This is a genomic window from Dactylosporangium siamense (genome assembly GCF_016862795.1).
GTDB classification, from domain to species: Bacteria; Actinomycetota; Actinomycetes; order Mycobacteriales; family Micromonosporaceae; genus Dactylosporangium; species Dactylosporangium siamense.
The window spans coordinates 13,834-40,343 of the sequence record NZ_BONQ01000160.1 but is presented as its reverse complement, the minus strand read 5'-3'; the positions used below and the strand labels follow the sequence as shown (position 1 = coordinate 40,343).

Below are 26,510 nucleotides of genomic sequence, written 5' to 3'. Positions count from 1 at the left end.
CGACGACCAGCGCCAGCTCGACGACCAGCGCCAGCTCGACGACCAACGCCAGCTCGACGACCAACGCCAGCTCGACGACCAACGCCAGCGGGCGGGCTTCGACGACGGGCGTCAGCCAGCTGACCTCGATGGTCGGCGCCAGCCGGTCGGGGGCGAGGTCTTCCCCGACGATCTACGGCGACCGGCCGACGCCCACGGGCAAGCGGGCGAGCCACTCGTCGACCGGGGCAGGCCAGGCGACGGGCGCGGGGACGAACTCCTCGACGACAGGCGCCGACCGGACGACCGAGGACGACCAGACGACCGAGGACGACCGGACGACCAGGGACGGCCAGGCGCCCAGAGACGGCCGGACGACCGAGGCTGGCAGGTCGACGGGCGCGCGAGCGCGCTCCTCGACAACCAGGGCCAGCCAGTAGGCGAACGAGGAGCCGAGCCGAGTGATCGGCCGGCGAATCCGTCGGCGCCGGACAGTCTTACCACGACGCTAGCATCGCCAGAGAAATTGATCTCCGACGTCATCGCTCTCCGTAGTGTACGCGGCCCGACCAGGTCGGCAGCACACCCGGAGCGCGGGTCGGCGGCACACCCGGAGCGGCCGGACGAGCTGTTCGTCGGGCGCCGGCAGGAGCTTGCCGCGCTCAGCGCCGTCGCCGCCGAGGCCGTCGCCGCCGGGCCGCGGATCGTGCTGCTCAGCGGTGAGGCGGGCGTCGGCAAGACCAGTGTGCTCGCCCGCTTCCGGCAGGAGCTGCTCGACGGTGGCTGGCTCGTCGCCGTCGGCAGGTGCCCCGAGGTCGACGGCGCCCCGCCGGCGTGGGCGTGGGTCGAGGCGCTGCGCCAGCTCGCCGCCGGGGTGGCGCCCGGCGACCTCGCGCCCGCGCTCGCGCCGCTGCTCGAGGACACCGAGGTAGCCGGCGAGGGCGCCGACGTCGCCGCCGGGCGGTTCCGGCTGCACCGGGCGGTGCGGGGCTGGCTGCGCCGGGCCGCCGGCACCCGGCCCGTCGCGATCGTGCTCGACGACCTGCACGCCGCCGACGCCGAGACGCTGCTGCTGCTCGCCAGCGCCGCGGAGCTCTCCGACGCGCCGGTGCTGCTCGTCGCCGCGTACCGGCCCGCGGACAACCCGGAGCGGCTCGCCGAGGCCCTGGCCGCGCTCGCCCGCCGGTCGCCGGTGCGGGTCCACCTCGACGGGCTCGCCCACGACGACGTGCAGCGGCTCGTCGGCGCGTTCGCCCGGGCCGACGTCGACGCGGCCACGGTCGCGGCGCTCGCCGAGCGCACCGGAGGCAACCCGTTCTACCTGCGGGAGTCCGCGCAGCTTCTGGCGTCGGAGGGGGCGCTGGTGGCGACGTCGGAGGTGCCGGAAGGGGTGCGCGACGTGCTCCGCCGGCGGCTGTCCCGGCTGCCCCAGCCGGCTGTCGCGGTGCTGCGCCTCGCCGCCGTGGTGGGCCGGGAGGCCGACGTGGAGACCCTGGTCGAGGCCGCCGACACCGACGAGGGTGCCGTGCTCGACGCCCTGGAGGCGGGGCTCATCGCTGGGCTGTTGACGGAGCCGGCGCCCGGGCGGGTCAGGTTCGTGCACGGCCTGGTGCGCGACACGATGTACACGGACCTGTCGCAGCTGCGCCGCACCCGGATGCACGCCAGGGTCGCCGCGTGCACCCGCCGCCTGCGCCCCGACGACTACCCGGCCCTCGCGCACCACTACGCGCGGGCCGCGTCGTCGGACACGGCCGGGCTCGCCGTCGACTACGCGGTGCGGGCGGCCGAGCTGGCGGAGCGGCGCTACGCGTACGACGCCGCGATCGAGCTGCTCACCGGTGCCGTGCAGACGGCGGAGACGGTATCCGGGGACCGGGACCAGCTGCGCATCGAGCTGCTCGGCCGGCTGCTGCGGGCGCAGGCGAGGGCCGGCGCGACGGCGACGGCGCGGGCGACCCGCGACCGGGCCCTGGACGTCGCCGTCGCCGCCGGGCGGGAGGAGCTGCTCATCGCCGCGTTCACCGCCTGGAACGTGCCGACCCCGTGGCAGATCCGCACGTACGGCGTGATCGACCACCGGGTCGTCGACCTGCTCACCAGACTCCTGCGCACGCCAGACCCCGGCGCCGGGATCGACGCGGCGACCAGGGTGCGGCTGCTCGACGCGCTCACCAACGAGCTCGACGGTGAGGACGACCCGCGCGGCCCGGCGGCGGGCATCGAGGCCTACGAGCTGTCCCAGACCGTGCCGGACCCCGCGGTGCGGGCGCTCGGACTGGTCGCCCGGGCCAGGACGCTGCGCTTCGACCTGGAGGCCGACGAGCGCGCCGCCGTCGCCGTGCAACTGCGTGACCTCGCCCGCACGCACGGGATGGTCGCCTACGAGTGGGTCGCCGAGCAGATGCTCACCAACTGTGCCGCCGTGCGCAACGACGTCACCGATGTCCGGACCCGCACCGCGCGGCAGGGGCTGCTCGCCACCGCGTACCAGCTGCCCGAACCCCAGGCGATCAACCTCTCCGGCCGCGCGACCCTCGCCCACGTCGCCGGCGAGTACGCCGAGGCGCAGCGGCTCTACGACGAGTCCCTCGCCTTCATGCACCGGCAGGGTTCGCTGCACGCGGACGGGTTCCATTTCCTGGCCACCGCGAGCGTGCTGATCAGCCAGGACCGTTTCGGCGAGCTCCTGCCGCAGACCCGGGCCATCCAGGCGGCCCTCGGCCCGCTCGCCGACGACGCCCTCGCGCTCGCCCTGGTGTCGGCGGGGCGGCTGGACGAGGCGCGGACGGTCCCGTTCGGCGTCCACCCGCTGCGTCCCGACTACTTCCAGTCGGCGTTCCTGGCCGTGCGGGGACTCGCGGTGGCGGCCGTCGGCCGGCCCGACCTCGCGCCGGCCGTCATCGACGCGCTGCTGCCGGTCCGTGGCCAGATCGCCGGGATGAGCAGCACCTCGATCGCGATGCGGCCGGTCGCCTACATCCTGGGCCGCCTCTACGCGCTGCTGGGCGACCGGGACCGGGCGGTGGAGCACTTCGAGCTCGCCCGCACGGTGGCCGCCGCCTGGGGCGCCGCTCACTGGGTGGCGGACGCCGAAGCCGCCGCCGCGGCGGTGCGCTGACGGCACCACACCAGCAGCGCCACGGCGATCGCGGCGAACCCCGCGTTGCCCCACCACCGCGCCGGATCGCCGGGCTCCATCAGCCCGGTCAGCGCGAACCCGAGCCACGCGTACGTCATCAGCACCCCACCGCAGAGGGCGACCCGCTGCCGCTGCGTCCACCGCGGACGTCGGGCGAGCGCGGCCACGGCGACAGCCGCGAGCGGCAGCAGCGCCACCCCGAACCAGAACCCGGCCCAGCTCTCCGGCCGCGCGACGAACACGCTGGACACCACGAACCCGCCGGCCGCGACCAGCCACGGCCGTGGCACCCACCCGGCCGCCGACCGCCGGACGCCGGGACGGCGGGTCAGGAACGCGGCCACCACCAGCAGCGCCGCGACCATCGCCGCGCCGGTCAGTTGCATCGGGGTGGCCAGGAAACCCTCGCTGTCATGGACCTCCCGGAAGACGATCCAGAGCCCCCAGGTGTACGCCAGTGTCGTCACCGCCAGACCGACGGGCCCGAGCCAAGGAGTGGTACGCCGCGCCGGGGTCAGGTGCTCGACCAGCGCGATCGGCACGCCGATGCTCCACACGGCATGCCCGGCCACGAACGACAGCGAGTTCCCGGCGCTGATCCCCAGCGCCGGGATCGGGGTCGCCGCCTGGAAGTCGTGGCCCTCGAACGCCGGGTTGAACAGCGACTGGTCGGCCAGGCCCGCCTCGATCACCCCGTACGCGGCGCCGAGCAGCAGGATCGCGGGCCAGCCGAAGCCGGTGCGCCGCACCACCTCCCGGATGAGCAGCGCGCCCCCGCCGTACATCGGCACCAGGAACAGCAACGCGGGCAGGATCCGCACCGACAGGTTGCCCAGCAGGAATTCCCCGACGAACGGCGCCAGGACCAGCAGCCCGGCGACCGGCGCGGCCTTGCGGATGAAAGCTCCCATGCGCTCCAGTGCAGCCGTCCCGGGCCGCCCGTCCTAGCGCCGGAAGTCGCTCACTACAGTCACCTTCTGTGTATGGACGCGCGGCGCTGGCCGGCCTGGTGCTCGGGGTCCTCGCCTTCGCCGCCGACCACTGTCACGGCCTGCTCGCCGTCGCGATGGTGCTGGTGTCCAGCAGCGGCCTCGCCTGGGGCGCCGCCGCGCTGGTCCTCGCCTTCGCCGCGGCGAACGAGCGGACCGGCGTCGGCGGCCGGCGGGCCGCGGCCGGCGCCGCGGTCACCGTGCTCGCCGTCGCCACCCTGGTCTACTACGGCGTGATCGTCGTCGACGGCGACCGCTGGCGGGGCGGGACCCTGGACGACGGCAGCTCCGCCGACGCGATGGCGTTGCGGTCGATCGCGACGGCGACCGCGTTCTGGCTCGCCGCGTCCGCCGCCGGCGGGGTGGTCCTCGGCCTGCTCGGCCACGCGATCCGCCGGTCCGGGCCACGCGCCGCGGCGGTCGCCGCCGGTGCCGCGGGCGCGCTGCTCGCCGGCCAGGCCGCGCTGCGCCTCATCCAGATGAGCGGCTACGACCAGCGCTTTCTCTCGGAGCTCGCACCGTGGGCGGCCGAGACGGCCGCCGAGGTCGCGCTGGCCGCCGTGCTGAGCGTCGCCCTCCTGCGCCGCGGCGCCCACCGGCCGCACTGGGGCTGGTACGCGGCGGCGACGGTCACCCTGCTCGCGGTCGCCCTCGCCGGCTGGAGCGTGGTCGAAACGGTCCGGGCAACGGGCTACTAGTCGACTCCAAGTCGGCTGAAAGTGCCGCCGGGGATGGTGTGGCTGCATACATCTGACCTGGAGGCTTACATGTCCCGCTTGCTCGGCCGGCTCGGAGGAGCGGCCGCCGCCCACCCGTGGCGCACGATCGGCGCCTGGCTGATCGTGCTCGTCGCGTTCACCATGCTGTCGGCCGGCTTCGGTGGCACCCCGCACGACGACTACAACGTGCCCGGCACCGAGTCGCAGGCCGGCACCGAGTTCCTGCGCGCGCACCTGCCCACGATGTCCGGCGCCGACGCCCGCGTCGTCGTGCACGGCAAAGGTCCGGTGGACCCGGCGACCCTGGAGGGGCTGCGGGGGCGGCTGGCCGCGATGCCGAGCGCCGGTGACGTGTCACAGCCGCGGATGTCGGCCGACGGCGACACGGCGCTGATCGCGGTGCGGTACACGATCCCGGTCACCGACTTCGAGGGCACCGCCGGCATGGACGCCCTGCGGGCCGCGGCCGAGCCGCTCGTCCGCGAGGGCCTGCAGGTCGAGTTCGGCGGTCAGGTCGCCGAGAACATCTCCGCGCCGTCCGGCACCGCCGAGGCGGTCGGCATCGTCGCGGCCCTGCTGATCCTGGTGTTCGCGCTCGGGTCCGTCGTCGCGGCCGGGCTGCCGCTGATCGTCGCGATCGCCGGGCTCGGCGTCGCGTCCGCCGTCATCGCCCTGCTCGAGACCGTCACCGACATCAGCGGCACCGCACCGACGATCGCCACCATGGTCGGGCTCGGCGTCGGCATCGACTACGCGCTGCTGCTCGTCGCCCGGCACGTCGAGGGACTGCGGGCCGGGCTGACGCCGCGTGAGGCGGCCGCTGCGGCCAACGCGACGGCGGGCTCGTCCGTCATCGTCGCCGGGCTCACCGTGCTCGTGTCGCTGTTCGGGTTGAAGCTGTCGACGCTGCCGGTGTACTCGTCGTTCGGGTACGCGACGTTCGCCGCGGTCGGCGCGGTCATGGTCGCCGCGGTCACCCTGGTGCCGGCGCTGTGCGGGCTCGCCGGCCGGCGCGTCCTGCCCCGCGCGGTCCGCAAAGGCACCGCTGTCACCACCGCCACGGCCGCTGACCCCAAAGCCGACCGCGAAGCCGACCGCAAGGCCGACCGCGAAGCCGGCACGGCGATCGCGCGGCCCGGCTGGACGGCACGGTGGGCGGCGCTGGTCGGCCGGCGGCCGGTCGTGGCCGCCCTCGGCTCGCTGGTGGTCCTCGCCGCGCTCAGCGCACCGGTCCTGGGCATGCGGACCTGGCCGCAGGACGCCGGCAGCCAGCCGACGTCGAACACCACCCGGCTCGCGTACGACCTGACGTCCGCCGAGTTCGGTCCCGGCGCCAACGGGCCGCTCGTCATCGCCGTCGACACGGTCAAGGTGCCTGACGTCGACGGTCTCGTCGCCGCCCTGCGCACCCAGCCGGGGGTGGCGCTCGTGGCGCCGGCCGCGCGTACCGGCGACGCCGCCGTCATCATCGTCGAACCGGCGACGGGCCCGCAGGACGAGCGGACCACCGCGTTGCTGGACCACCTCCGCGCCGACGTCCTGCCCGACGGCGCGCTCGTGACCGGGCTCGTCGCGGTCTTCGCCGACATCTCCGACCGGCTCGCGGACCGGCTGTGGGTGGTCGTCGCGTTCGTCGTCGCGCTGTCGCTGCTGCTGCTCACCGTGTTGTTCCGGGCGCCGGTCGTGGCGGTCAAGGCGGCCGTGATGAACCTGCTGTCCGTCGCCGCCGCGTACGGGGTGATGACCGCCGTCTTCCAGACCGACGCGGGCGCGCGGGCGGTCGGCCTGCCGCACGCCGTGCCGGTGTCGAGCTGGGTGCCGATCCTGCTCTTCACCGTCCTGTTCGGACTGTCGATGGACTACGAGGTGTTCCTGCTGTCCCGGGTCCGCGAGGACTGGCTGCTGACCGGTGACGCGCAGGGCAGCGTGGTCCGTGGCCTGTCCGCGACCGGCCGGGTCATCAGCGGCGCGGCGGCCATCATGGTCGCGGTGTTCGTCGGCTTCGCCCTCGACCCCGACGTCACCGTCAAGATGACCGGTGTCGGCATGGCGGCGGCGGTGCTGATCGACGCGACCCTGGTCCGGCTGGTCCTCGTCCCGGCGACGATGTCGCTGCTCGGCCGGGCGAACTGGTGGCTGCCGGGCTGGCTGGACCGGCTCCTGCCGCACGTGAAGGGCGAGACCTCACACCCCGAACCGGTCCCGGTCGCCTGACTCGTGAGATCCGTGATCCGGAAGACCTTGTGCACCCCTGGGTGGTCAGGGTCTTCCGGATCATGAGCCGGGCCACCGTCAGCGCAGGCGGAGGGTGGCCAGGACGCGGCCGACGGTCTGCCCGACCGGCCGGAACACCGAGTCGCGGATCCACCGGCCGGTCGGCGCCACCACCGATTGCCACGTCCACCGGATGGGCGCCACGACCAGGTACCGCCACAGCAGGACCACGGAGTGGTTCCAGGCCCAGGCGATCGCGTGCCCGATCGGCACCAGGACGTGCCGCCAGAACCAGGCGATGAGCAGCCCCGCCGGCCGGATGCCGTAGTAGCCGATGACGCCGACGACGACGGCGACCGCGAGGCCGATCGGCTTCAGGACGTAGCGCCACACCGCGACCGCCAGCCACGCGATCGCGATGCCGAGGGGGCGCACGCCGTAGCGGTACCCGGTCTCGACCAGCCACGCGACGGCGATGCCGATGGGGCGCAGGAGGTAGCGGTACACCCCGATCGCCGTCCACCGGATCGCCTGCGCCAGGGCCCAGAGGACGTAGAGGACGCCCTTGCCGAGGGCGATCCAGAACACGCGGGTGTGCTTGGCCAGCCAGACGGTCGCGTTCCACAGTGCCTGCAGCACCGGAGCGACCACGTGCTCGACGAGCCAGGCGAGGGGCGTGACCACGAGGTTGCGCAGCACCCAGACCAGCGGGATCCAGATCAGGTGCCGCAGCACCCACTTGAGCGGACGCAGGATGACGTAGTCGATCGCGATGCCGATCGGGCGCAGCAGGTACCGGTAGAGCAGCCGCGGGATCGGTTCCAGGACGTACCGCTGGAACGCGACCAGCAGCTCCCACACCAGCTTGACCGGCACGACCACGGCGACCGCGACGACCCGGACCGGCCACGCCAGCCAGTCCGGCAGGGGCTCGGGGCGCTCCTGCGGCCGCTTCTGCAGGGACGTCATGCCGACGCCAGGGTCGTGCGGGCCCGCATGAGGGCGTAACCGAGCAGGTTCAGGCCGCGCCAGAGGGCCGGCTCGTCGGCGGAGGCGTCCTGCGCGCTCAGGCCGATGCCCCAGATGCGGTCCAGGGGGCTCGCCTCGACCAGGATCCGGTCGCCGGTGCCGACGAGGAACTCGCGCAGGTCGTCGCGCTGGCCGAACTTCGCCTCGCTGCCGGCCACGACGATGCCGAAGCGCTCCCGCTTCCAGACGGTCTCGTCGAACCCGCGGACCTCACGGCCGAGGGCCTTCACCTCGCCGGGGTGCCCGGCCGCGAGGATCCGGGCCGCGGTGGCGGTGTCGCCGAACAGCTGGGCCTTCGACCACATCATGTAGTGCTCGGCCGTCGCGAACCGCACCCCGTCGACGGTGAACCCGATCGGCGCCCACTGGCTCAGGCTGCCCCGCCCGACCGGCCCGCCGGGCTCGGTGTCGTGTTTCCAGAAGTGCAGGAACCTGACCCGGGCGCCGGACGCCATGAGTTCGATGAGCGCGGCGGTGTCGGCCGGTGGATCGGTCAGCGCGGGCATGCTCCGAGTCTGCCGGACGGCGGCAAGCGCTTATGTCGGGAATCCGCCGTGCTGCGGTGGCGCGGTGGGCAAGATCACCGTGACGACCAGGCCGCCGCCGTCGCGGGGCTCCGCGTGGACGTGGCCGCCGTGGGCGCGGGCGACGGCCCGCACGATCGACAGGCCGAGCCCGGCGCCGGGGACGCCGGCCGCCACCCGTTCGGTCCCGAACCGCCGGAACGGCTCGAACAGCCGCGGCACCTCGTAGCGCGGCACGACCGGACCGGTGTTGCTCACCGTCACCCCGACGGTGCCGTCGTGGCGGGTGCCGCAGGTGACGTGGACCCAGCCGCCGTCGGGCAGGTTGTGCCGGACCCCGTTCTCGACCAGGTTGTGCACGAGCCGTTCGAGCAGGACGGCGTTGCCGGTCGTCGGCGCCTCCTGCGGCGCGCAGTCCACGGCGGCCTTCCCCGGCGGTAACTGGGCCGTGACGTGTTCGACGATGTCGGCCAGGTCCACGAACGAGCGGTCCGTCACCTGCCGCTCCGACCGGGCGAGCAGCAGCAGCCCGTCGATGAGCTGCTCGTGCCGGGCGTTGACGGCGAGCAGGGTCCGGCCCAGCTGCCGCAGCTCCGGCGTGGCCTCGTCGGGGTCGATCGCGACCTCCAGCAGTGTCCGGTTCAGCGTCAGCGGGGTCCGCAGCTCGTGGGAGGCGTTGGCGATGAACCGGCGCTGCCCGTCGAACGCCTGGTCGAGCCGGGCCAGCATGACGTCGAACGTGTCGGCGAGCTCCTTCACCTCGTCGTGCGGGCCGGAGAGGGCGATCCGCTCGTGCAGCCCCCGGTCCGGGGCGTCGGCGATCCGGCGGGCGGTCGCGGTGACCTGGTGCAGCGGCTGGAGCAGCCGCCCGGCGATCAGCCAGCCGAACGCGGTCGCGGCGAGCGCGATGACACCGAGCGCGATCCCGCCCTGGGTGAGCAGCACCTGCCGGGTGTCGGTGGTGACGTTCTCCCGGAGCTGCTTGACGAACATCGCACCGTCCGGCGGCGCCTCCAGGCCCGGTGGCGCGGTGGTCCCGGCGATGAACGTGTTGCCGCTGAGCCGCTGGTACACCAGCACGTAGCAGACGCCGAGCAGCAGCAGGCCGGCCAGCAGGAACAGCCCGCCGTAGACGAGCGTGAGCCGGGCCCGGATCGTCAGTCTGTTCATGCTCAGACCACCCGGTAGCCGACGCCGGGTTCGGTCAGCACGACCTGCGGGTCGCCGAGCTTGCGCCGCAGCTTGAGGATCGTCATGCGCACCGTGTGGGTGAACGGGTCGGCGTGCTCGTCCCATGCCTTCTCCAGCAGCTGCTCGGCGGAGACCGCGGCGCCGTCGGCCCGCAGCAGTTCGGTGAGGACGGCGAACTCCTTGCGGGACAGCGGCACGTAGCGGCCGTCCCGGAAGACCTCCCGGCGGTGCGGGTCGAGCCGGATGCCGGCGCGCTCGAGGACCGGCGGGGTCGCCGCCCGTGCCCGCCGGCCGAGCGCCGCCACCCGCGCCGACAGTTCGCGGAACGCGAACGGCTTCGGCAGGTAGTCGTCGGCGCCGAGGGCGAGGCCCGCGACCCGGTCGTCGATGTCGGCGGCGGCGGTCAGCATCAGCACCCTGGCGGTCGAGTCGCGGGCGGCCAGGGACCGGCACACGTCGTCGCCGTGCACCACCGGCAGGTCCCGGTCGAGGACGACCACGTCGTAGTCGTTGACGTCGAGGTGTTCCAGGGCGGCGCCGCCGTCGTGGACGACGTCGACCGCGTGCGCGTCGCGCCGCAGCCCCCGCGCGACCGTCTCGGCGAGCAGCGGCTCGTCCTCCACCACCAGAATCCGCATACCCCCATGGTGACTCGTGGTGATGTCACCGCGGCGTCAACGTTTCCGGTTACGGCCGGGTGACGCGCTCCCGGCTTGACTTCGGCGCAGTGGCCGGCGAATGCCCGGCCCGCCAGGAGGAACACACCATGATGCGCGTCAGGACAGCCCTGGTGCTCGGCCTGCTGCTCGTCCTCGGTCCCACCGTCACCGGGTGCGGCAAGCCCAGCGGGGGCAACGGGGTGGCCAGCGCGGGCGGCACGCCGACCGCGAGCGCCAGCGCCAACGCCGGCAAGGGCGGTAAGCCGGACCCGGTCAAGGACCAGGAGAACATGCTCAAGTACGCCCAGTGCATGCGGGACAAGGGCGTCGACATGCCGGACCCGCAGATGGAGGGCGGCGGGATCTCGATGATGATCCCGGAGGGCACCGACAAGGCCAAGGTCGAGGCGGCCCACGAGCAGTGCAAGCAGTTCATGCCCAACGGTGGCGAGCCGCTGAAGGCCGACCCGGAGATGCAGGAGCGGATGCGCAAGTTCTCGCAGTGTATGCGGGAGAACGGCGTGCCGGAGTTCCCGGACCCGAGCGAGGACGGCGGCATCCGCCTCGACGGCAGCAAGGGCGGCGGCCTCGACCCGAACAGCGAGGCGTTCAAGAAGGCCGAGGCGGCGTGCAAGGAGTTCCAGCCGAAGCGGCCGGGCGACGACGAGGGCGGCTCGACGAGCCAGCACACGGAGACGGGCGGTACCGCGTGAGCGCGAATCGCCGGCGCAGGGGTCGGGCCGGTCGGATCGTCGTCACGGTGGCCGTGGTCGCGGCCGTCGGCGCCGCCGCTGCGGCGGGACTGGGGCTGCCGGACCGGGGCAGCGAGGCGGGCACCGGCGCGGCGGCGGCGCCGCCGAAGACCGCGAAGGTGACCCGGCAGACCCTCGTCGACACGAAGACCGAGGACGGCAAGCTCGGCCACGGGACCACGGCCACCGTGTCGGGTCGGGTCCAGGGCACCGTCACCGAGCTGCCGGCCGTCGGCAGCACCGTCCAGCGTGGACAGTCGGTGTACCGGGTCGACAACACGCCGGTGGTGCTGCTGTACGGCGGGCTGCCGGCGTACCGGAACCTGGCCCCGGGCACCGAGGGCGCCGACGTGCGGCAGTTCGAGGAGAACCTCGCCGCGCTCGGCTACAAGGGGTTCACCGTCGACGAGGAGTACACCGCGTCGACGGCGACCGCGGTCAAGGCCTGGCAGGGCAAGCTCGGGCTGACCAAGACCGGCGTGGTCGAGCTCGGCCGGGTCGTCTACGCCGCCGGCCCGGTCCGGGTCGACGAGCACAAGGCCGCCGTCGGCGACCAGGCCAGCGGGCCGCTGCTCACCTGCACCGGCACCGGCCCGGTGGTCACCGTCACCCTGGAGGTCTCCGAGCAGCGCCTCGCGCCCGTGGGTGCGGCGGTCACCGTGAAACTGCCCACCGGCAAGAGCGTGCCGGGCAAGGTCGTCAAGGTGGTCACGGTCATCACGCCGGCCGAGGGCAACAACCCGGCCGAGACGAACCTCGAGGTCACCGTCACGCCCGACGACGGGGCGGCGTTCATCGACCTCGACCAGGTCACCGTCGAGGTCGGGTTCACCGCCTCCCGGAAGGAGAACGTGCTCACCGTGCCGGTGTCGGCGCTGCTCGCGCTCAGCGAGGGCGGCTACGGGCTGCAGGTCGTCGACGGCGGCACCAGCCGGGTCGTCGCCGTCGAGCTCGGCATGTTCGCCGCCGGCCGGGTCGAGGTCAGCGGCGGCGAGATCACCGAAGGCACGCTCGTCGGGGTGCCGTCATGACCGGCCAGCGGAGCGTCTCGGGCCGGTCATCGGGGGCTCAGTGTTGGTCAGGGCGGCGCTGGAGCGAAGCGGAGGTGCCGTCAGGGCAGCGGAGCGTCTCGGGCCGGTCATCGGGGGCTCAGCGTTGGTCAGGGCGGCGCTGGAGCGAAGCGGAGGTGCCGTCATGACGACGATGATCGATCTGACTGATGATCCGGTGGAGGCCGCCGGCCCGGCCGAGGTCGTCGCGCTCGAAGGGGTCAGCAAGTCCTATCCCGGCGGGGTCACCGCGGTCCGGGACGTGTCGCTCAGGATCGAATCGGGGGAGATGGTCGCGATCGTGGGCCCGTCGGGCTCCGGCAAGTCGACCATGCTGCACCTGATCGGCACGCTCGACCGGCCGTCGGCCGGCACCGTGCGCATCGACGGGCACGACGTCGCGGCGCTCACCGACCGGCAGCTGTCCGCGTTGCGGGCCCAGCGGATCGGGTTCGTCTTCCAGCAGTTCCACCTCGCGCAGGGCCAGAGCGCCCTCGACAACGTCGCCGACGGGCTGCTCTACGCGGGGCCGTCCCGGGCGCAGCGGCGGGCCCGGGCGGAGGCGGCCCTCGTGCGGGTCGGGCTCGCGGACCGGCTCGACCACCTGCCGCACGAACTGTCCGGTGGGGAACGGCAACGGGTCGCGATCGCCCGCGCCGTCGTCGGCGACCCGGCGCTGCTGCTCGCCGACGAGCCGACCGGCAACCTCGACTCGGTGTCCGGGGCCGGCGTGGTGGAGCTGCTGCGGGAGCTGCACGCCGGCGGCACCACGGTCCTGGTCATCACCCATGACCAGGCGATCGCGGCGGCCCTGCCCCGGCAGGTCGTCATGCGGGACGGGGAGGTGGTCACATGACGAAGCCGTTGCGGCCGGTGCGGCTGTACCTGAGTGACGTGCTGCGGGTCGGCAGCGCCGGGCTGCGGACCCGGCCGATGCGGGTGTTCCTGTCCGCGCTCGGCATCGCGATCGGCATCGCCGCGATGACCGCCGTCGTCGGCATCTCCTCGTCCAGCCGGGCGGAGCTGGACCGGCAGCTCGACGCGCTCGGCACGAATCTGCTCACCGTCGCCCCCGGCAGCGACATGTTCGGCGGCGACGCGACGCTGCCCGACGAGTCGATCGGGATGATCGCGCGGATCGGCCCGGTGACCGAGGTCGCCGCGACCGGCAAGGTGTCCGGGGTGCACGTGTATCGCAGCGACCACATCCCGGCGGCGCAGACCGGCGCGATCAGCGTGCAGGCCGCGCACCTGGACCTGCTGCGCACCGTCGGCGCGTCCCTGGCGAACGGGATCTGGCTCAACGACGCCACGGCCCGCTACCCGGCGGTCGTCCTCGGCGCGGCGGCGGCCCGGCGGCTCGGCGTCGACACGGCCGACCTCGACACCGAAGGCACCGAGGGCACCCAGGGCATCCAGGTGTACCTGGACCGCCGCTGGTTCACGGTCGTGGGGGTGCTGCGGCCGGTGCCGCTCGCCCCGGAGCTCGACGCGGCCGCCCTCGTCGGCTGGGCGGCCGCCGAGACGTACCTCGGTTTCGACGGGCACCCGACGACCGTGTACACCCGCTCCCAGGACGAGCAGGTCGAGGCGGTCCGATCGGTCCTCGCCGCGACCGCGAACCCGCAGAACCCCAACGAGGTCAAGGTGTCCCGGCCGTCCGACGCGCTCGCCGCCCGGCAGGCCACGGACAGGACCTTCACCGGGCTGCTGCTCGGCCTCGGCGCGGTCGCGCTGCTCGTCGGTGGGGTCGGCGTGGCCAACACGATGGTCATCTCGGTCCTCGAACGGCGGGCCGAGATCGGTCTGCGCCGGGCGCTCGGCGCGACCCGCGGGCAGGTGCTGCTGCAGTTCCTCGCCGAGTCGCTGCTGCTGTCGGCGCTCGGCGGGGTCGGCGGGGTGTTCCTGGGAGTGTCGGTGACGTCGGTGTACGCGCTGACCCGCGACTGGCCGGCGGTGGTGCCACCGTGGGCGACCGGCGGCGGGGTCGTCGCGACCCTCGTCATCGGCGCGGTCGCCGGCCTCTACCCGGCGGTGCGGGCCGCCCGGCTCGCCCCGACGGAGGCCCTCGCGACACCCTGAGCCGCCGGGCGCGCCGGCTCCATCAAGCGGCCCGCGCGTCGACGGAGGTCCTCGCGACACCCTGAGCCGCCGGGCGCGCCGGCTCCATCAAGCGGCCCGGGTGTCGACGGAGGTCCTCGCGATGCCTTGCGCCGCCTGGTACACCCGCAGCAGGTGGTCGAGGTAGTGCCGGGTCGAGTACGCCTCGGCGGCGGCCCGGCCGGCCTCGGCCACCTCGCGGTGCAGCGACGGATCCGTCAGGACCCGCCCGATCGCGGCGGCGAACGAGTCGGCGTCCGGCGCGGTGCTCAGCCGGTGCGTGCCGGCGAGCGCCGCGTCGGCGAGGACCACGGGCAGGCCCTGTGCCTCCGCCTCGACCATGACGAGGCCCTGCGTGTCGGTGGTCGACGCGAAGGCGAGGACGTCGGCCATCCGGTAGTACGCGGCCATGCGCGCGTGCGGCACCGGCCGGACCAGCCGCAGCGCGTGCGCCACCCCGGCCTGCCGGGCCAGCCGCAGGACCGCCTGGCGGCGCTGCCGCACCCCGAGCATGACCAGCCGCGCGTCCGGTAGCTGCCGCAGGACCCGCGCGAAGGCGGCGAGCAGCAGCGCCGGGTCCTTCTCCTTGGTGGCCCGCCCGACCGCGAGGACCACTGGGGCGTCGACCGGCAGGCGCAGCGACCGCCGCAGGTCGTCGCGGCCCAGCGGGCAGTCCGGCAGCGCGACCGACGTCGGGATCGTCCACACCGGAGGGACCCGCTCGAACTCGGCGAAGCTGGCCGCCGTCTTCGCCGACGGGGCGATGATGATCGAGGTGCGGTCCAGGAACTCCTGCCCGACCCGCACCAGCTGGGCCCGCCGCTCCGTGCCGGGCCGGGCCAGTTTCAGGTAGTCCCGGGCGGTCCAGCCGACCTGCAGGCGCTGCGCGGCGTGCGCGGCGCCGAGCTGGATCTCCATGAAGTGCGCCGAATACGCGAGCAGGTCCGTGTGCCAGGTCATGACGACCGGGATGTCGTGGGCCCGGGCGTACCGCAGCCCGCCGACCCCGACCGGTCCCTGGGTGTGGACGTGCACGACGTCCGGCACCCGCCGCATCCCGTGGAAGCGGGGCAGGCCGATGCGGACGTTGCGCAGCGGCACGGGGACCGACCGCACCCCGCACGGCTCGGCCCGGCCGCGCAGCAGCGGCGCCGGCTGGTACACCTGCACCTCGTGCCCGGCCTCGCGCAGCAGGGCCACGGTCGTCGCGACCGAGATCGCCACGCCGTCGGAGCGGCCGGCGTGGCTGTCGCAGAAGTGCGCAACTCTCACGCCGGACATGGTGCGGCACACCCGGCGGGTTCCGGGATGGCCCGCGCGAGGTGTACGCCGTCCGGAAACACGATGTTCATTGATCCAGTGAGACCGCCAGCGCCGCGTCCCGGACCTCCGCGAGGGGGTGGCGGCGCAGAGTCTCGACGGCCGCCCGCCACGGTCCCGGCCAGCCGAGCTCCCGGCCTCTGGTGGTGTACGCGAGCGCGAACAGTCCCTCGACGAGCCCCGGGCCGGCGGCGAGCCCGACGGCGATCCGCAGCGGCACGTCCGGGTCGGCGACGAGGCGCTGCAGCCGCTGCCCGAGCCGGTCGGCGAGGCGGGCCGCCAGCACCGGCCGGTCCGTGGTCAGGTCGCGCAGCCCGGTCAGACCGGTGGGGTCGGTGAGGTCGGCCGCCTCCAGCAGCAACGCCGCTGCCGCCGGTACCAACGCATCCACTGTGGACAGCGCACGGCCAGCGGCGCCGAGCGCGTGCCGTCCGGGCGCGTCCACGGCGGCCCGGCCCGACCAGGCGGTGAGCCCCTCGACCAGCGACTCCAGGCGCCGCCGGGCGGGCCGGTCCAGGTCCGTGGCCCCGGTGGGCCCGGCGTCGTCGAGCTCGGCGAGGGTGCGCACGGCCGAGACCAGGGTCGCCTCGGCGGCACCGGCGGCGACGAGGCGCACCAGCGCCCGCACCACCGAGGGCCATACGGTCCGGTCGTCGAGGTCGGCCAGCCGCGCGGTCACCGCGCCGGAGACGTCCGCCAGCCACGGCGCCCAGCCCGGCAGGACCGCCCAGGCCCGCGTCGTCACCTGCCGGTCGGGGCCTGCCCCGGCGGCGACGACGAGCGCGGCGTAGTCCGCGCGCAGACCCGCCGGCACCAGCCACGGGTCGGCCGCGAGCAGCGCCAGGACGGCGTCGCGGTCGCCACCCGCGCCGGCCGCGTGCAGCACCCGCCACATGCCGGGCTCGCCGGCGCGCTGCCGGGCCGCGGACACGATCGCGACCCGCACGTCGCGGTGCAGCCCCGGGTCCTGCCACAGCCGCCACAGCGCGTCGGCGGCGCCCGGCACCGACCGGGTGGCGAGCAGCCGGACCGCCTCCTTGCGGAAGGTCACCTTGCCCTGCCCCGGGTCGAGGAGCTCCAGCAGCACCCGCGGCGGCACGATCCGGCTGGCCCGGCCGACCGCGCCGACCTCGATCCGGGGCCGGTCGCCGCCGGTGTGGGCGAGCAGGACCGTCACGGCGTCGTTGGTCCGGCCGGTCCAGGCGTACGCGGCGAGGGCGGCGTCGGCGAGGACGTCGCCGCCGCCGGTGAAGCCGCCCTGCAGCACCAGCCGCCGCCCGGCCTCGGGCACCGGCGCCGCGTTGCGCAGCGCCGCCGCCCGGGTGTGCGGGGTCGCGCCGGGGTCCCGCACGACCTCCGCCTGCCGCTCGACGTAGGCCTCCTGGTGGTGGGGGAGCCAGCGCTGCGGGTACAGGGCGCGGGGCGGCACCCAGCGCACCCCGGCGGGGATGAACCGGCCGGCCGGCGAGGGCCCGGTCAGCGCCGCGCCGAGCAGGTCGTCGCGGCGGGCGCAGACGGCCCGCCACACCGCGGGCAGCGCGATCGCCGACGGGTCCTCGCGCAGGACCGCCTCGACCCGGTCGTCGCGGTGCCGGGGGTCGGCGAGCCACAGGTCGACGGCGGTGCGGGAGACAGCGGCGAGGTTGCCGCGGCGGGTCGCCCGCGCCAACATCGACTGCAGGTCCGGCAGGCGCCAGGCCCGATCGCCGAGCGCCCGGGTGACCGCGAACAGCGGCTCGAACCTGGCCCGTTCGACGCCGAGCTGCACCCAGCTGCGGACCGCCTCGAACGCCTGCACCTCCTGGCCGCGCCGCAGCCGCCGGTCCAGGCTGCCCAGGTGCGGCACCCGGTCGTCGCCGAGCAGCCGCTGAAACGTGTGCAGCGCCCAGCGGACCAGGACCGGCGAGTCGAACCGCTCCCGCAGCACCAGCACCGCGAGCTCGCTGAGCCGGGTCAGGGTGAGCGGTGAGCTGTCCCGGGCCTGCACGGCGTCGGTGACGACCTGCTCGAGCGGCTCGACCAGCTCCGGCCGCAGCAGCGCCGGGCGGACCTCGGTGAGGTTGCGGACCGCGTTGCCACGCACCGGGTCCTGCTCGTTGCGCAGCCGCAGCAGGTGGTGGGTCGCGCTCAGCACGGCCGCCGGGTCGTTGCTGCGGGCCGCGCACAGGATCAGCAGCTGCCAGCCGGCGATGCGGTCGGCGACGCCGGCCTGCCGGGTCGCGGCCAGCAGCGGCGCCTCGGCCTCGGCCCACGGCAGGTGCGCCGTGAACCGCAACGTCGACGGTTCGCTCTGCCGCACCGCCTCGAGCGTGAGCGCCCGGCGGGCCTCCGCGACCCGCAGCCCGGCCGGCAGCACTTCGAGGACCTCGGGGTCCGGCAGTGACCGGGAACGGTCCACATCGGACATCGCGCGGGTGAACAGCTCCTCCCGGTCCCGCGGCGGCACCGTGTCCAGCAGCCGGGCGAACGCGGCGCCGCGTCCCCGCAGCCGCCGGGCCAGCCCGACCAGTCCCGCCACCGGCAGCCGGCTCAGCCGCGACAGCACCGCGAGCGGCAGCGTCACACCCTCCAGCCAGGCCGCCCGGGACGGCGCGGTCAGCAGCTCCAGGACCCGCAACGGGTCGGCGGCGACGAGCACCCCGTAGGCGCGCAGCGGCGCCGGCAACGACTCCGCCGGCGCGTGCCGCTCCAGCAGGTCCAGCACCTGGTGCGGCAGCGCGGGAGCGGCCTGCAGCACCCCGACCGCGTGCCGCGCCCACCAGGCGTCGCGGGCGGCGGCCGGCAGTGCCGCCAGCTCCGCCTCCGCCTGGTCGAGGCAGACCGCGGGGAAGCGCCGGGTGAGGGCGCTGCGGTCGCCGAGGACGTGCGTCAGCTGCGGCAGCAGCCTGGCGGCCGTCGCCGCGCCGCACGCCGGGAGCAGCGCGGCCGCCTCGGCGTCACCGAACCGGGCCCGGACCGGGTCGATGAGCGCCTCGGCCAGGTCGGTGCGCCGGCAGACCCGGATCCGCCGATACAGCCGCATCCGGGTGTCGGCGGGCGCGTCGGCGACGAACTGCGCCACCGGCTGCGGCTCCGTCTCGGCCGTCCCGATCCACGCCAGCCGCGCGCTGAGCTGGAGGCGCGGGTCCGGGTCGGTGAGCGTGGCCAGCAGCGTCGGGCGGTCCCGCCCGACGAGCGCCATGAACAGGGCCACGTCGCGGCTGTGCCGGTCGCCGGCGCGCAGCCCCGTCAGCGTCGCGTGCAGGGTGCCGTCCGCCGCCCCGGCCAGAGCCTGGGCCGCGGACCGCCGCCGCCGCGCCGGGTAGGGCAGGTGGTCACCATCCATACCCCATATCTTGCTAGACCTTTACGACAGGTGGCGGCTGATATTCGCCCCGCAGGACCGGTGATCCCGGCTGGTACATCCGCAGCACCGGCCGGAAACCACCCTCGGGGGCCGGCAGCCAGTTGGTGTCGTCGTCGGGCCGCTCGTGCTGGATCCGGATCGTCAGCGAGCCGTCGAGGTCGCGCCGCAGCCCGGGCGTGCCACCGCCGATCGCGTGCCGGTCGAGCTGGTTCGGCACCGGGCGCGAGCCGGGCGCGTCGTACATCGACAGCGACCACCCGGCGTCGGCCGGTGGCGGCTCGGGGAAGCGGACCTCGTAGCGGTGCGCCCCGCTCAGCCGGTCGCCGTCGCGGTCCTTGTGCACGGTCGGCGCGACCGCCTCGTAGGCGTGGTTGCCCCACAACCCGGTCCGCGCGGCGACGGCCCGCATCAGGTGCGCCTCGTCCCGGTCGCCCATCGTCCACTCCGGCGTGTCGAGGGTGCCGACCTCGAAGTAGTCGAGGTTGAAGTCGAACAGGTGCAGGTCGTTCGTCCAGCCGTTGACGAGCCCGGCGTGCCGGGTCGTCGCCTCCTCCTCCAGCTGCTCCCGGGCCGCGGCGAGCCCGTCGCGCAGCGTCTCGCGGAACTCCCGCGGCGCGCCGGCGTACGGCGACGCGCCCGGCTCCAGCAGCCCGATCGGCGCGAACCTGCGCTGGTAGCGCCGCTCCGCCGGGGATGGTGGGAACGCCGCCAGGGACCGCCGCAGCGACTCGAAGAACAGCAGGTCCTCGGAGACCCCCGCCTGCGGGTGCGGCAGCCCGTCGAGCGGGATCTGCGGGTACATCGGCTCGATCCGCAACGCGTCCTGCAGCGCGTGCACCTCGGCCGCGTCCTGCGGGTCGCAGGCGAACCGCCCGATCAGCGTCGTCACCATCGTCGGGATCCTGATGACCTGGGCACCCGGCGCCTCCCGGCCGGCCCAGCCGGGCGGCACGAGCAGGAACTCGCGCTCCCCGCTGCCGGTGGAGCGCCGCCCCACGTAGGCGAAGTTGTCCGTCCACGCGTCGACGAACTGCAGCACGTGATACCGGTCGCCGGTGTCGGGGATGCGGAGCCACAGCGGCCCGCCGGACAGGTCGAGCCGCGCGGTCGAATACAGCAGGTCCGGGTTCGCGTTGCGCTGGTTGCCGAAGCGCCGCTGGTGCGCGAACGCGTTGTAGGTGCCGCCGTCGCGTTCGACCGCGGCGAGGCTGGTCAGCAGCGGGTAGCCGTACTGGAACGCCTCCGCCGCCAGCGTGGTCAGGTCCATCGCCCTCAGGTCCATGCGTCCCTCCCGGGGTCGGATCGCCTCCTCCTGGACTCCAGCCTGCGCGCCGGCCGGGGCCCGGGTGGGTGAGGCGCCGGGTGGCTTCAGCGCCGTGGGTTCGTCTTCTTCGTGGGTACCGCCGTCGCCGGGTCCTCCGGCCACGGGTGCCGCGGGTACCGGCCCCGCAGCTCCGCGCGCACCTGCGGATATCCGGTGCGCCAGAACGACGCGAGGTCGCGGGTGACGGCGACCGGCCGCCCGGCGGGGGACAGCAGGTGCAGCAGGACCGCCACCCGGCCGTCGCCGACGCGCGGGGTCTCCAGCCAGCCGAACGCCTCCTGGACCTTCACCGCGAGCACCGGCGCCTCGGGGTCGCTGTAGTCGAGTTTGACCAGGGACCCGCTCGGCACCGGCAACCGCTCCGGCGCGAGCTCGTCGAGCCGCCGCGCGGCGGGCCACGGCAGCATGGCCCTTATCGTGCGCTCGGGGTCCACCGTGGACAGTTTCGTGACGGTGGTCAGGTCGGTGTGCTCGATGACGCTGGCGTCGCTGACGTCCGGCCACGGCGGGCCGAGCACCCGGTGGCAGAAGTCCATCCGCAGGCGCAACTGTGCCGCCTCCTTGGACCAGCGCAGCCCCTGCTTGACGAGGGCCTCCCGCAACGCCCGCTCGACCAGCGCCCGCGGCGGGTTCTTCAGGTCCCGCCGCCGCAACGTGATCGCGCCGAGCTGGTCCAGCCGCTGCGCCCCCTCGGCCGTCACCTCGTCCACTGTGGACAGCAACGCCGCGCCGGCCTCGCGGGCGGTGCCCTCGTCGATCGCGGCGGCGAGCCGGACCCGCGCGGCGGCGTTGCCCGGCTGCCGGTCCGCGACCGCGATCGCCAGCCACGGATGCCCGGTCAGCGGCGAACCCGGCGGCAACACGGCCTCCGTCCCACCGGCCATCAGGTATCCGTTGTTGCGGAGCCGGGCGAGGCGCTCCGGGTACGCCAGCCCAACGACCAACCCGGCCACCAGGTCGTCGGGCAGTCCGGTCGGCGCCCCGGTGAGTCCCTTGTGGAGCCGCTCGGTCTCCGCGCGCCAGCGGCCGTCGCGGGTGTCGCGCAGGTGCCGCCACGCCGCGGCCAGGTCGTCACCCGTGGCGAGGGAGTCGTCGGCGAGGATCGCGACCACCTCGGCGGCCTTGCGCGCGCCCACCTTCGGCGCGCCGTCCAGCAGCGCCCTGGCCAGCCGCGGGTGCGCGCCGACCCGGGACATCCGGTGCCCGCGCGGCGTCGCCCGGCCCGCACCGTCCACGGCGCCGAGCGCCTGCAGCGTCGCGGTCGCGACCCGCATCGCGGCGTCCGGCGGCGGGTCCGGCAGGGCCAGCCCCGTCCCGCCCGGATGTCCCCAGCAGGCCAGGGCGAGGGCGAACCCGGTCAGCTCGGCGACGGCGACCTCGGGCTCGGGCTGGGCCGGCAGCCGCTCGTCGTCGGCCGGCGACCAGCAGCGGTACACGACCCCCGGTGCCTCCCGCCCGGCCCGCCCGGCGCGCTGGACGGTGGCGGCCTTCGCCGCCCGCACCGTGGCGAGCGACCCCAGACCGCGCGCATGATCGGTCCGCGGGACCCGGGCCAGGCCGGCGTCGACCACGACCCGCACGCCCGGCACCGTCAGGCTGCTCTCGGCGACGGCGGTCGCCAGCACCACCCGGCGCTGGTCACCCTTCCGGATCGCCGTGTCCTGGACGGCCGCGGGCAACCGGCCGTGCAGCACGTCCGTCGGCAGGTCCGCCAGCCGCCGCCGCACCGAGGCGATCTCACCCGCACCCGGCAGGAACACCAGCAGATCCCCGTCCGTCTCCCGCCACGCCCGCCGCACCACGGCCGCGACGTGGTCGAGGAACACCGGGTCGACCCGCAACCCGTGCGGCGGCCGGACCGGCCGCTCCGGCGGGCACCACACCACCGCGACGTCGTGCAGCGCCCCCTCGGCCGTGACGACCCGCGCGTCGAGCAGCTCCGCGAACCGTTGCGCGTCCGCGGTCGCCGACGTGGCGAGCAGCCGCAGGTCCGGCCGCAGCGCCTGCCGGCTCTCCACCAGGAACCCGAGCGCCAGGTCCGTGTCCAGGTGCCGCTCATGACACTCGTCGATCATGACGGTGCCGACGCCGGCCAGCTCCGGGTCGGCGAGCAGCCGCTGCACGAGCAGCCCGGTCGTGACGACCTCGACCCGGGTCCGCGGCCCGACGTTGCGGTCGCCGCGGACGCTGTATCCGACGCTCTCCCCGACCCGCTCACCCCGCAGCTCGGCCATCCGCCGCGCCGCCGCCCGTGCCGCGATCCGCCGCGGCTCCGCCACCACCACCGTGCCCTCGAACGCGTCGTCGAGCGCCAGCGGCACCAGCGTCGTCTTCCCCGTCCCCGGCGGCGCCACCAGCACCGCCCCGCCCTCCGCGACGGCCTCGACCACGTCCCCGAGCACCCTGCGGACCGGCAACTCCTCCATGCCGCCGCAGCGTAGTCCCGCGCTGATGATCTACTTGGGGCCGTGACGGATCTCCGGGACCTCAGCACCTGCTGGCACCGCGGCTGGAGCGCTTCCCGTGCCCTCCCCGCCGCGCTCGATCTCGGCCCGGGCCTGCGGGTGCGCTGCCTGCAGCTGGGCCGGGCCGTCGAGTATCTGGCGGTCGACACCGACCCCTCGTCGCTGCGCCTCCTCGCCGACCGGGTCGCCGCCGAGGACGAGGTCACCTGGCTGACGGTGCCCACGACCGACCCGTCCGCCACGACCGCCGTGCTGGAGTCCGCGGGCCTGGTGGTGCTGCGCGGGTCGGAGCTGCTGATGACGGTCGACCTGCGCTCGCACCCGCGGTTCCCGCCGGCTGCCGGATACCGGCTCTCGACGGAGCAGGACACCGCGGCGCTCACGGCGACCCTCTTCGAGGATGCGTCCGGCGACGTCGGCGCTCGTGGCTGGATGGGCCTGGCCGGCTCGTCCGCGGTCGCCGACCGGATCTCGACGTTTCCGGGCCACCGCCGCCGCGGCCTGGCCAGCACGGTGATGGGCGCCCTGGCGGCGGCCGCCGTCGACACGGGCGCCGAGCGCGGCATCCTCATCGCCAGCGAGGAGGGCCAGCAGCTGTACGCGAAACTCGGCTGGCGGGGCGTCGCCACGGTGCTCGTCGCCGCCGTCCCGGGCACCGTGTATCCGTCCTGACCGGCGGCCACGGCCCGTCTGCGCAGGGCAGCGGCCTGCCGGCCGGTGTGTGATCATGGGCGGGCATGGACGGACACCGAAGCCTCGGCCGCGTTCCGGCGGCTTGTGGCGGGTAACGCCGGGGGATTTCGGTGCCGACGGGGAGAGGGAGTAGCGCGTGATCAAAGGATTGAACAAGATCGAGGTCATCACGATCTTCGCGGAAGACCTGGCGGCCACGCGGGCGTTCTACGAGAACGTCCTCGGTCTCGAGGTCGTCTACGCCGAGGAGGCCTCGGCGGTGGTCCGTTTCGAGAACCTCATGATCAACATCCTGCGCGCCGACCGGGCCGGCACGCTCGTCGAGCCGCGACCCGTGGCCGGGCCGGAGGCGGGCGCCCGCCTGCTGTTCACCTTCGAGGTGGAGGACGCCAACGCCGTCCACGAGGAGCTCAAGCAGCACGGGGTCACCATCCTCAACGGCCCGACCGACCGCCCGTGGGGCCGCCGGACCGTCGCGTTCGCCGATCCGGCCGGCAACGTCCTGGAGGTCGCGCAGATCCTGCCGCCGGCCTCCTGAGCCGTCTGGCCTTTCTGGTAGCCGCCGCCCGCTGGCCGCGAGCCGGGTCAGAGTTGCGGCACCAGCTCATCCAGCGCGGCGTTGTAGGTCTTGACCGTGAGGCCGCTGTCGCGCAGGGCGTTGAGCTGGCCCTCGAAGGCGGCCTGGTTGGTGTCGTAGTCGCCGTCGGCGCTCGCGCCGGTCGGCACGATCCGGTGGTAGACGAGCACGAGCCAGGTGTTCGTGGCCTCGGCCTGGTCGAGCCAGCTCTGGAACTCGGCCGAGGTGGTGGTGAGGTCCACGTTCTGCACCCGGATGCGGTAGATGTCGAAGTTGTCCTTGCTGTTGTAGCCCGCGTCCACCGTGCGGTGCGATCGGTAGGACAGCTTCAGCTGGTTGAGCACGTTCGCGTTGTAATCGCCGTAGGGCGACGCGATGTTCGGCACGGCCTGACCGGTGAGCTGCTGCAGGTATTGCTGCGAATGGGTCGACTCATTGGTGAGCTGGGCGCCGGAAAGCTGTGTGAGGAATGGATGCGTGACGGTGTGCGAGCAGATCTCGTGCCCGGTGTTGGCGAAGGCCATGACGTTCGCGGGGCCGCCCGGCACGCCCTCGATGGTTTCGGTGATGAAGCACTGGGTGGTCTTGAAGTTCCGGGCCTGCAGCAGGGGCAGGGCCGACGTGACGTTGTCTTCGTAGCCGTCGTCGAACGTCAGCGAGACCAGTGGCCGGTTGAAGCCCGCGGGCGTGTACGGCTCGAGACTGTAGTCGTCGGTCTCCAGCCAACCGTTGCTGCTGAGCAGGAGGTAGACCGAGACGGAGGCGGCGTCGCCGGGCACGGTGAGGGTGTCGCTGTACTGCTGCCAGGTCGTTGCGGCGTTGGCTGCCGGCAGGGGTAGCGGCAGGGTCAGGTACGCCGCCGTGCCGTCGTGGTGATTGAACTGGGCGACCACGTGCGGTTGCGTGTTGGTCCTGTACCAGGCGGTGAACCGGTACTGCTTGTTGGGGACGAGCGGTTGCGCCTGGTGTATCCACTTGGCGTCGCCGTCCGTGTAGTTGCTGACGGTCACCTTGACGCTCCGGGACCCGCTGTGGCCGGTCGTGGGATAGCTGAACGTCGCGGTGTTGCCGCCCCAGGCGCCGGTTTCCCAGGCCGCCGGACCGGTGCCGGCGGCCGATTCGACCGAGGCGTTCGGAATGGGGTTGCCAGGGATCGGCGTGCCACCGGCGACGGTCAGGCTGGCGTCGTCGAGCGTCAGCGAGCCGTTGGCGGCGAGGACATGGAAGACGGTGAGCTTGTTGACGTCGGACGGGATCGAGATCGAGCTGGTCGCCTGCTTCCAGGCGCTGCTGGCCGGCACCGTGGCCATCGACTGGTAGTACGAAGTGCCGTCCGGCCTGGTGAACTGCGCGATGAGCTCGGTTTCGACGCCGGACTGGTACCAGTCGTGGAAGGAGTAGCTGACGCCCGGGGTGACCGTCACGGGGTTGAAGTACCACTTGGCGTCGCCGTCGGTGTAGTTGGCGAGGGTGACCTTGACGCTCCGGGACCCGCTGTGGCCGGTCGTGGGATAGCTGAACGTCGCGGTGTTGCCGCCCCAGGCGCCGGTGGCCCAGCCGTCGGGCTGGCCGGGGTTGGTGGCGGATGCCACCTCGACCGATGCGTTGGCGACGAGCTCGACCGGCGGGGGCGCTGTGGTCTCACCCGTCAGGCTGACATCGTCGATGATCAGCGTGCCGACCGCGTCGAGCAGGTGGAAGACGGTCACGCTCTGGGCATCCGCCGGGGCGGTGATGGTTCGCGTGGCCTGGCCCCAGGCGGCGCCGGTCGTGGCCGGCGCGGGCGCCAGCTCGGTGTAGCTGAGACCGTTGCCGGCACTGGTGAACTGCACGATGAGCTTGGTGCTCACCGTGGCCTGGTAGTAGTCGCTGAAGGTGTAGGTGGCGTTCGGCGTGACCGCTACGGGCGCGAAGTACCACTTGGCATCGCCGTCCGTGTAGCTCGTGGTCTGGACCTTGACGCTGCGCGTGCCGCTGTGACCCGTGCTGAGATAGCTGAAGGTGGTCGCGTTCGTCCCCCATGCCCCGGTTTGCCAGGCCGTCGGCGTGGTCGCGTTGGCCGCGGTTTCGACCGAAGGGTTGGCGATGAGATTGGTGGCCGCCCACCCGCTCGGTGCGGCATAGACCAGGCCGCCCATTGCAATGAGTGCCACTGATGTCATCGTCAGTAGTTTTCGCATGATGCCGCCCTTCGGGCGTATCGACCGTCAGCCCTGATTCGCCGCATGGGGCAGCGCCGGATGAGATTAGCGTATTGGCGTATGGGGAACGACCCGGTCCGTACCCGAGGATTAGCCGCAAGATCGCGTATGGCTATGTCATATTTCGCCATGAATGGCGACCGCTGCGCGGTGCGCACTGAATCAACCATGATCTGGGCTATGTCCCGCCCTGCCGGGCGCCAGTTATATACCGATTTGCCCGGGACTCTCGTGGGC

20 protein-coding genes are annotated in these 26,510 nt (G+C 74.1%); 10 read left to right on the top strand and 10 right to left on the bottom strand.

The window, feature by feature from the left end:
- Positions 1–419 (top strand): hypothetical protein (locus Dsi01nite_RS48770; RefSeq protein ID WP_203853315.1); only part of this gene is annotated, 419 nt, incomplete at its 5' end.
- 86 nt (positions 420–505) lie between these two features.
- Entirely contained in the window at positions 506–3,100 is a 2,595-nt protein-coding gene (locus tag Dsi01nite_RS48765) for an ATP-binding protein (protein ID WP_203853314.1), read from the top strand.
- Here Dsi01nite_RS48765 and Dsi01nite_RS48760 read toward each other — a convergent pair.
- On the bottom strand, positions 3,055–4,032 hold the full coding sequence (locus Dsi01nite_RS48760; RefSeq protein ID WP_203853313.1) for an AF_0692 family protein: 978 nt from the start codon (positions 4,030–4,032) through the stop codon (positions 3,055–3,057). The two genes, Dsi01nite_RS48765 and Dsi01nite_RS48760, sit on opposite strands and share 46 nt — an antisense overlap.
- A gap of 68 nt (positions 4,033–4,100) precedes the next feature.
- Between Dsi01nite_RS48760 and Dsi01nite_RS48755 the strand changes: the two genes are divergently transcribed.
- Together Dsi01nite_RS48755 and Dsi01nite_RS48750 are read left to right on the top strand one after the other, a co-directional pair.
- Positions 4,101–4,808, top strand: a complete 708-nt coding sequence (locus Dsi01nite_RS48755; RefSeq protein ID WP_203853312.1) for a DUF6518 family protein — start codon at positions 4,101–4,103, stop codon at positions 4,806–4,808.
- Between the two features lie 69 nt (positions 4,809–4,877).
- Entirely contained in the window at positions 4,878–7,043 is a 2,166-nt protein-coding gene (locus Dsi01nite_RS48750; protein WP_203853311.1) for an MMPL family transporter, read from the top strand.
- Between the two features lie 78 nt (positions 7,044–7,121).
- On the opposite strand, the gene Dsi01nite_RS48745 is transcribed toward Dsi01nite_RS48750, so the two are convergent.
- The 4 genes from Dsi01nite_RS48745 to Dsi01nite_RS48730 are packed head-to-tail and all read right to left on the bottom strand — an operon-like array spanning position 7,122 to position 10,425.
- Positions 7,122–8,012, bottom strand: coding sequence for a hypothetical protein (locus tag Dsi01nite_RS48745; RefSeq protein WP_203853310.1), 891 nt, complete (start codon positions 8,010–8,012; stop codon positions 7,122–7,124).
- Positions 8,009–8,578, bottom strand: a complete 570-nt coding sequence (ybiA, locus tag Dsi01nite_RS48740) for a riboflavin biosynthesis intermediates N-glycosidase (RefSeq protein WP_203853309.1) — start codon at positions 8,576–8,578, stop codon at positions 8,009–8,011. The genes Dsi01nite_RS48745 and ybiA overlap by 4 nt, the downstream gene beginning before the upstream one ends.
- Before the next feature lie 30 nt (positions 8,579–8,608).
- Complete coding sequence (locus tag Dsi01nite_RS48735) at positions 8,609–9,766, bottom strand: sensor histidine kinase (protein WP_203853308.1); 1,158 nt, start codon at positions 9,764–9,766, stop codon at positions 8,609–8,611.
- Between the two features lie 2 nt (positions 9,767–9,768).
- The gene (locus tag Dsi01nite_RS48730; protein WP_203853307.1) at positions 9,769–10,425 is read right to left on the bottom strand and encodes a response regulator transcription factor; all 657 of its coding nucleotides are present in this window, start codon (positions 10,423–10,425) and stop codon (positions 9,769–9,771) included.
- A gap of 128 nt (positions 10,426–10,553) precedes the next feature.
- Between Dsi01nite_RS48730 and Dsi01nite_RS48725 the strand changes: the two genes are divergently transcribed.
- The 4 genes from Dsi01nite_RS48725 (at position 10,554) to Dsi01nite_RS48710 (ending at position 14,329) form a co-directional block, all read left to right on the top strand.
- Positions 10,554–11,159, top strand: a complete 606-nt coding sequence (locus Dsi01nite_RS48725) for a hypothetical protein (protein ID WP_203853306.1) — start codon at positions 10,554–10,556, stop codon at positions 11,157–11,159.
- 47 nt (positions 11,160–11,206) lie between these two features.
- Positions 11,207–12,229, top strand: coding sequence for a peptidoglycan-binding protein (locus Dsi01nite_RS48720; protein ID WP_239136890.1), 1,023 nt, complete (start codon positions 11,207–11,209; stop codon positions 12,227–12,229).
- A 172-nt stretch (positions 12,230–12,401) separates the two neighbouring features.
- The gene (locus tag Dsi01nite_RS48715) at positions 12,402–13,103 is read left to right on the top strand and encodes an ABC transporter ATP-binding protein (protein ID WP_203853318.1); all 702 of its coding nucleotides are present in this window, start codon (positions 12,402–12,404) and stop codon (positions 13,101–13,103) included.
- Positions 13,100–14,329, top strand: a complete 1,230-nt coding sequence (locus Dsi01nite_RS48710) for an ABC transporter permease (RefSeq protein WP_203853305.1) — start codon at positions 13,100–13,102, stop codon at positions 14,327–14,329. The genes Dsi01nite_RS48715 and Dsi01nite_RS48710 overlap by 4 nt, the downstream gene beginning before the upstream one ends.
- An 87-nt stretch (positions 14,330–14,416) precedes the next feature.
- Here Dsi01nite_RS48710 and Dsi01nite_RS48705 read toward each other — a convergent pair whose 3' ends face one another.
- The 4 genes from Dsi01nite_RS48705 to hrpB form a co-directional block, all read right to left on the bottom strand.
- Entirely contained in the window at positions 14,417–15,619 is a 1,203-nt protein-coding gene (locus Dsi01nite_RS48705) for a glycosyltransferase (protein ID WP_203853304.1), read from the bottom strand.
- A 76-nt stretch (positions 15,620–15,695) separates the two neighbouring features.
- The gene (locus Dsi01nite_RS48700) at positions 15,696–18,992 is read right to left on the bottom strand and encodes a thioesterase domain-containing protein (RefSeq protein ID WP_203853303.1); all 3,297 of its coding nucleotides are present in this window, start codon (positions 18,990–18,992) and stop codon (positions 15,696–15,698) included.
- Positions 18,993–19,005: 13 nt separating this feature from the next.
- Complete coding sequence (locus Dsi01nite_RS48695) at positions 19,006–20,295, bottom strand: DUF1254 domain-containing protein (protein ID WP_203853302.1); 1,290 nt, start codon at positions 20,293–20,295, stop codon at positions 19,006–19,008.
- An 86-nt stretch (positions 20,296–20,381) separates the two neighbouring features.
- Positions 20,382–22,763, bottom strand: a complete 2,382-nt coding sequence (gene hrpB / locus Dsi01nite_RS48690; RefSeq protein WP_203853301.1) for an ATP-dependent helicase HrpB — start codon at positions 22,761–22,763, stop codon at positions 20,382–20,384.
- A gap of 42 nt (positions 22,764–22,805) precedes the next feature.
- Here hrpB and Dsi01nite_RS48685 point away from each other — a divergent pair, with 42 nt between their 5' ends.
- Positions 22,806–23,474, top strand: coding sequence for a GNAT family N-acetyltransferase (locus Dsi01nite_RS48685; protein ID WP_203853300.1), 669 nt, complete (start codon positions 22,806–22,808; stop codon positions 23,472–23,474).
- A gap of 157 nt (positions 23,475–23,631) precedes the next feature.
- Complete coding sequence (locus tag Dsi01nite_RS48680; protein WP_203853299.1) at positions 23,632–24,033, top strand: VOC family protein; 402 nt, start codon at positions 23,632–23,634, stop codon at positions 24,031–24,033.
- 47 nt (positions 24,034–24,080) lie between these two features.
- Here Dsi01nite_RS48680 and Dsi01nite_RS48675 read toward each other — a convergent pair whose 3' ends face one another.
- The gene (locus Dsi01nite_RS48675; protein WP_203853298.1) at positions 24,081–26,225 is read right to left on the bottom strand and encodes a polysaccharide deacetylase family protein; all 2,145 of its coding nucleotides are present in this window, start codon (positions 26,223–26,225) and stop codon (positions 24,081–24,083) included.
- Positions 26,226–26,510 lie beyond the last annotated feature (285 nt).